The following is a 5,520-nucleotide window of genomic DNA, read 5'->3' as shown; positions in this document are numbered from 1 at the left end:
AGGCACCGGGGCCCGTGTCGGCGATGCACCTGGCGCGCTACTTCCAGGTGCGCACCAAGCTCGCGCAGCTGGCCAACACCGACCTGCCGTTCAACCAGCCGGATCCGGCCGCGCCGACCGACCTGTTCCGCAACAAGGGGCACCAGAGCCGGGCTTCGCTGGCGATCCACAAGCTGGGCGTCGGCGAGGTGGTCGACCGCGGGCCGGAGGACTGGGAGAAGTCGCGCTTCCGCCAGCTCGACGCGGTGACGCCGGGGCTGCACCTGATGTTCATCAACAGCTCGATCTCGCTCTACAACGCGCTGTATGCGAACACCACTTACGAGCAGTGGCGGCGGTGTGATCCGAATGCGCTGTTCGGCAGCGAGCCGGAGATCAAGTCGGGCTTCCGTTTCTGTCTCGATCCGAAGCGCACGCCGCTGCCGTTGAATGCGAAGGGGCAGCCGCACCTGGTCGGCGGCTGGGTGGACTGGACCGGCGAGCAGTACATCGCCTGGAGCGTGATGTCGGCGCGCAACCACGGGGCCGAGGCGCAGCGCTTGAAGACCTTCTCGGATTGGGCGGGGCGGATGTGGCGGGAGTGAAGCGCAAGCGTCTGCATGTCTCTGTTGCTTTGGCGCACGAACACGATTTCACAGGTTTCGTGAAGAGCGTGTCTGTGAAAGCCTCGCGGGTTTTCGCCGATTCTTCGGCGCATCGCGAGGACTGCCGGCACCATGAGCCGCACCGACATCATTCACGGCAGTAACCGACGCACGACGCTGTTTCACTACACGGACGGCGTTGGCCTGAGAGGAATCCTCGAGACGGGCCACCTGCTGCCATCCCTGAAGAGACACAATCCACGAGATGTCCGGTACGGTGAAGGTCAGTACCTTTCGGACAGGGTTCCCGGCACACTGTCCTCCAGCCAGTTGTCGAGGTGCTTTCTGGGGCAACCGTTCCAGGCACGGCGATTCACACACTTCATCGAGATCGATATGGTGGGAATCGACGTACTGAAAGGCCGCGACGGCGTGTATGTTGTGCTTGGTCGAGAGCCTCTCGATCTCTCGGGGCGGCTCATCCGCAGTGGAGAAAACTGAATGGACTACGTGAAAGTTCGCTGGCTTCACCAGCATGCCTCCGAGCCGATTCTTCTCCTGAGCGAACTCGATGCGGAACGCTATGAGGTCCKCAAGGTKGAGGTTTTCGCGGATGGCCACATGGGCTTCGCCAGCGACCACCAGACAAGCGGGCACACGTTCCTGGGCGAAAGACCCGTGCCGCTCGCTGCCGATATCGCGGCCGATCCGGAGTTCGTGATCGAGGGGCTGGATGGTCGGGAGTTCGAGATGGCGTGGCGGGCTGCCATCGCTGGATCACGCTGGAAACTGCAGGCTTGAGACCTGCAGGACCTCAGAAGGCGGCGAATGCCTTGTCGAGCTTCTGCTCCCACGCAGCCTTTTGAGCGCCATCCACGAAGCTCGCCTCGAAGCTGTTCTTCGCCAACTGATACGCCTGCCGCGCCCCCAGCGCCGGCAGCGCGTCGAAGGTCGCGAGGAAGTTCGCGTTCATGTAGCCGCCGAAGTACGCCGGGTCGTCCGAGTTGACCGTCGCGCACAGGCCCGCATCGAGCAAGGCGCCCAGCTGATGCGCCGCCATGTCGGGGTACACGCACAGCTTCACGTTCGACAGCGGGCACACCGTCAGCGGCATGCGCTCGGCGGCCAACCGCTTCACCAACACAGGGTCTTCAACACAGCGCACGCCGTGGTCGATGCGCTCGACCTTCAGCACGTCGAGCGTGCTCCAGATGTAGGCCGGCGGGCCTTCCTCGCCGGCGTGCGCGACCAGCCGCAATCCCAGTTCGCGGCACTTCGCGAACACGCGCGCGAACTTCTCCGGCGGGTGTCCGCGCTCGCTGCTGTCGAGGCCGACGCCGATGAAGCGCTCGCGAAACGGCAGCGCCTGTGCCAGCGTCTCGAACGCGGCTTCTTCGCTCAGGTGCCGCAGGAAGCACAGGATCAGCGCGCTGCTGACACCCAGTTCGCGCCGCGCCGTCTCGCCCGCCCGCGTCAGCCCGTTGATCACCGTCTCGAAGCTGACGCCGCGCTCGGTGTGCGTCTGCGGATCGAAGAACAGCTCCGCATGGACGACGTTGTCGGCGGCCGCGCGGCGGAAGTAGGCCATCGCCATGTCGAAGAAGTCTTCCTCCTTCAGCAGCACGCTCGCGCCGGCGTAGTAGATGTCGAGGAAGCTCTGCAGGTCGGTGAACGCATAGGCCTCGCGCAGCGCCTCGACGCTGGCATACGGGATCGACACGCCGTTTCGCTGCGCCAGCGCGAAGATCAGCTCCGGCTCCAGCGAGCCCTCGATGTGGATGTGCAGCTCGGCCTTCGGCATCGCGCACAGCAGCGCGGGCAGGCGGTCGCGAGGGATGGCGTCGAGGTTCATGCGATGGCTCCAAAACGGATGCCGCGTTCGATCAGGAAGCGGCGGTAGGCGGCCGAGCTGCGGTCGGCCGCGCAGTGCACCTCRCCGTCCGCGAGCGGCAGCCGCCTGGGCTGCTGCGACTCGAGGACGGGCTGGTCCTGCGTGAAGATGGTGTGCTGGAACGCGCGCAGCGCGTCGTCGCTGGAATCGTGGTCGGTGATCGCCAGGCGGAACCAGACGCGGCTGTGCTCCTCGTCGAGCGGGCAGACGAACAGGCCGATCACGTCAAGGTAGCCATCCTGCGCCTGCGGCAGCTTGGTCAGCACCGCGCTGAACGGTGCGGTCAGCTCGTAGCGGTAGTCGACCCAGCTGCCTTCGGTCGACAGCCGGTTGCTCTGCGGCTGCCAGGCCCTGCAGCCGGTGGCGACGAAGCCGGTCGGCGTGGACTGCACGGTGTAAGCGGGCGTCTGCGGCTGCGCGCGCTCGCCGAGCCAGCCGTCGTGCACGAAGCCGAAGTGCGACAGATCGAGGAAGTTCTCGACGATGCGGCCGGCACAGGTCGCCACGTCGTACGGGCCGCACAGCAGCTTGCGCAGTTGCGGGTCGGTCTCGGCCTCGAAGGCGGGCAGGGGCGTGTCGCCCGGCTGCAGCCGCACCCACACGAGGCCATGCGCCTCCTGCGCTTCATGCGCGCAGGCCGCATGCGAGGGCGGCGGCGCGAACGACGGCTGCGACGCGATCAGCACGCAGGCGCCATCGTGCCCAAAGCGCCAGCCGTGGTACGGGCATTCGAGCGAGGCGCGGCCTTCGTGCTGAACTACGCGCCCGAGCGAAAGCCGCGTGCCGCGGTGCGGGCAGCGGTCGGTGAACGTGCGGGCGCGGCCGGTGTCGTCGCGCCACAGCACCAGGTCGTGGGCGAGCAAGCGCGCGGCAAGCGGTCCGTCGGTCAGCGCAGAGCTGTCGGCGACCGGGTGCCAGAGCGTTGCTTCCACCAAGCCATTCTCAGCAGGCATGTCGCCGCGCCAGCGTGCGACCCATCAAGCGGACTCCGTGGAACCGGCTCTGCCGGGCCACTGGAGGCGCCCCCTTGAGGGGGAGGCGCGAAGCGCCTCGGGGGTGGGTGTCACTTTCCGCCGGGGACTTTGCCGTCGACGCCCTTCACGAAGAACTTGATGCCGCTCATGAACTTGTCATCGGCGACCTCGTCCTTCTTCAGCACTTCCTTGCCGTCGTTGCCGACGATCGGGCCCTTCCAGATCGCGAAGCTGCCGTCCTTCAGGCCGGCCTTCACCTTCTCGACCTTCTCCTTCAGCTCGGCCGGCACCTTGTCGGAGATCGACACCAGGTCGATCGCGCCTTCCTTGACGCCCCACCACGAGGCGCTGTTGCCGGCCCACTTGCCGTCCAGCGCATCCCGCGTCGCCTTGATGTAGTACGGCGACCAGTTGATGATGCTCGAGGCCAGGTGGGCCTTCGGGCCGTAGGCGGTCATGTCGCTGTCCCAGCCGAATGCGTACTTGCCGGCCTTCTCGGCCGTCTGCAGCACCGCGCTCGAGTCGGTGTTCTGCATCAGCACGTCGGCGCCGCCGTTGATCAGCGATTGCGCGGCGTCGGTTTCCTTCGGCGGGTTGAACCACTCGTTGACCCAGACCACCTTGGTCTTGATCTTCGGGTTCACCGACTGCGCACCCAGCGTGAAGCTGTTGATGTTGCGGATCACCTCGGGAATCGGGATCGAGCCGACCACGCCCAGCGTGTTGGTCTTCGTCATGCCGCCGGCGATCACGCCAGCCATGTACGCGCCTTCATAGGTGCGGCTGTCGTAGGTGCGCATGTTCTCGGCCTGCTTGAAGCCGGTGGCATGCTCGAACTTCACGTCCTTCAGGTCGGCCGCGACCTTCAGCATCGGCTCCATGTAGCCGAAGGTGGTGCCGAAGATCAGCTTGTTGCCCTGGCTGGCCATGTCGCGGAACACCCGCTCGGCGTCGGCCGCCTCGGGCACCTTCTCGACGAAGCTGGTCTGGATCTTGTCGCCGAATTCCTTCTCGAGCGCCTTGCGCGCGTTGTCGTGCGCAAAGGTCCAGCCGCCGTCGCCGACCGGGCCGACGTAGGCGAACGCGATCTTCAGCGGCTCCGGCTTCGGGGCCGCGGCCGAGGCGGCGGCCACCGGTGCCGGCGTGGGCGCAGGCGCCTCTTCCTTCTTGCCGCAGCCCACCAGCGCGGTGCCGGCCGCCAGCGTGCTCCACCCTGCGAGCTTCAGCAGGGCACGTTTCGAGATTGAGGTCATGGGAACTCCAGGGTGAGGAACGCAAGAATTTATCAGGCCAGCTACCGGGGCTAGCTGCCGGGGAAGAACGGCTTGCCGAGCGACGCCGGCATGTTCACGCGGATCCAGCCGGCATTGCGCGAGATCAGCACCAGCACGACGATGGTCGACAGGTAGGGCAGCATCGTCAGCAGCTGCGCCGAGACCTGCACGCCTTCGCCCTGCAGGTAGAACTGCAGCATCGTCACGCCGCCGAACAGGTAGGCGCCGAGCAAGACGCGTGCCGGTCGCCAGGTCGCGAAGGTCGTCAGGGCCAGCGCGATCCAACCCTTGCCGGCGACCATCCCCTCGACCCACAGCGGCGTGTAGACGACCGAGAGGTAGGCGCCCGCCAGCCCGCACAGCGCGCCGCCCGCCATCACCGCCGCGAGGCGGATGCGGCGCACCGGGTAGCCCAGTGCGTGCGCCGATTCGGGGGATTCGCCGACCGCGCGCAGCACCAGTCCGGCGCGCGAGCGGTACAGGAACCAGGCGAGTGCCGCCGTCAACGCCATCGCGGCGTACACCATCGGGTGCTGGCGGAACAGCGCCGGGCCGATGAACGGGATGTCGGCCAGCAGCGGCAGCTGGAAGTGCGCGCGTTCGGACAATTTCTCCTGCACGAAGCCGGTGCCGAGGAAGGCCGACAGCCCGCTGCCGAACAGGCTCAGCGCGAGCCCGGTCGCGTACTGGTTGGTGTTGAGCCAGATCACCAGCGCGCCGAAGACCGCGGCCAGCAGCGCGCCGGCGCCGGCGCCGGCCGCGAAGGCGAGCCAGTCGCTGCCGGTGTGCACCGCGGT

At 67.0% G+C, this 5,520-nt stretch carries 6 protein-coding genes and 1 pseudogene; 3 read left to right on the top strand and 4 right to left on the bottom strand.

The features are described 5' to 3' along the window. From AC1D15_RS16385 to AC1D15_RS16375, 3 genes and pseudogenes are all read left to right on the top strand, one after another. Positions 1–584: pseudogene (locus tag AC1D15_RS16385) on the top strand (hypothetical protein); the annotation flags it as partial. Between the two features lie 132 nt (positions 585–716). Beyond that, entirely contained in the window at positions 717–1,085 is a 369-nt protein-coding gene (locus tag AC1D15_RS16380) for an HYD1 signature containing ADP-ribosyltransferase family protein (RefSeq protein ID WP_477826796.1), read from the top strand. Then, positions 1,086–1,385, top strand: a complete 300-nt coding sequence (locus tag AC1D15_RS16375) for a DUF6881 domain-containing protein (protein ID WP_477826795.1) — start codon at positions 1,086–1,088, stop codon at positions 1,383–1,385. Positions 1,386–1,398: 13 nt separating this feature from the next. Here AC1D15_RS16375 and AC1D15_RS16370 read toward each other — a convergent pair whose 3' ends face one another. The 4 genes from AC1D15_RS16370 to AC1D15_RS16355 form a co-directional block, all read right to left on the bottom strand. Further along, positions 1,399–2,436: an adenosine deaminase gene (locus AC1D15_RS16370; RefSeq protein ID WP_477826794.1), complete on the bottom strand. Its 1,038-nt coding sequence runs from the start codon at positions 2,434–2,436 to the stop codon at positions 1,399–1,401. After that, on the bottom strand, positions 2,433–3,410 hold the full coding sequence (locus AC1D15_RS16365; RefSeq protein ID WP_477826797.1) for a Rieske 2Fe-2S domain-containing protein: 978 nt from the start codon (positions 3,408–3,410) through the stop codon (positions 2,433–2,435). Before AC1D15_RS16365 ends, AC1D15_RS16370 begins: the two co-directional genes overlap by 4 nt. Before the next feature lie 128 nt (positions 3,411–3,538). Continuing rightward, positions 3,539–4,702 carry a BMP family ABC transporter substrate-binding protein gene (locus AC1D15_RS16360; RefSeq protein WP_465112664.1) on the bottom strand — a complete coding sequence of 388 codons (1,164 nt, stop codon included), beginning with the start codon at positions 4,700–4,702 and terminating at the stop codon, positions 3,539–3,541. 50 nt (positions 4,703–4,752) lie between these two features. After that, a partial coding sequence (locus AC1D15_RS16355) for an ABC transporter permease (RefSeq protein WP_477826793.1) occupies positions 4,753–5,520 on the bottom strand: 768 nt, incomplete at its 5' end.

Source organism: Rhizobacter sp. P2_H2 (assembly GCF_056403375.1).
This window is presented reverse-complemented; position numbering and strand designations above follow the sequence as displayed.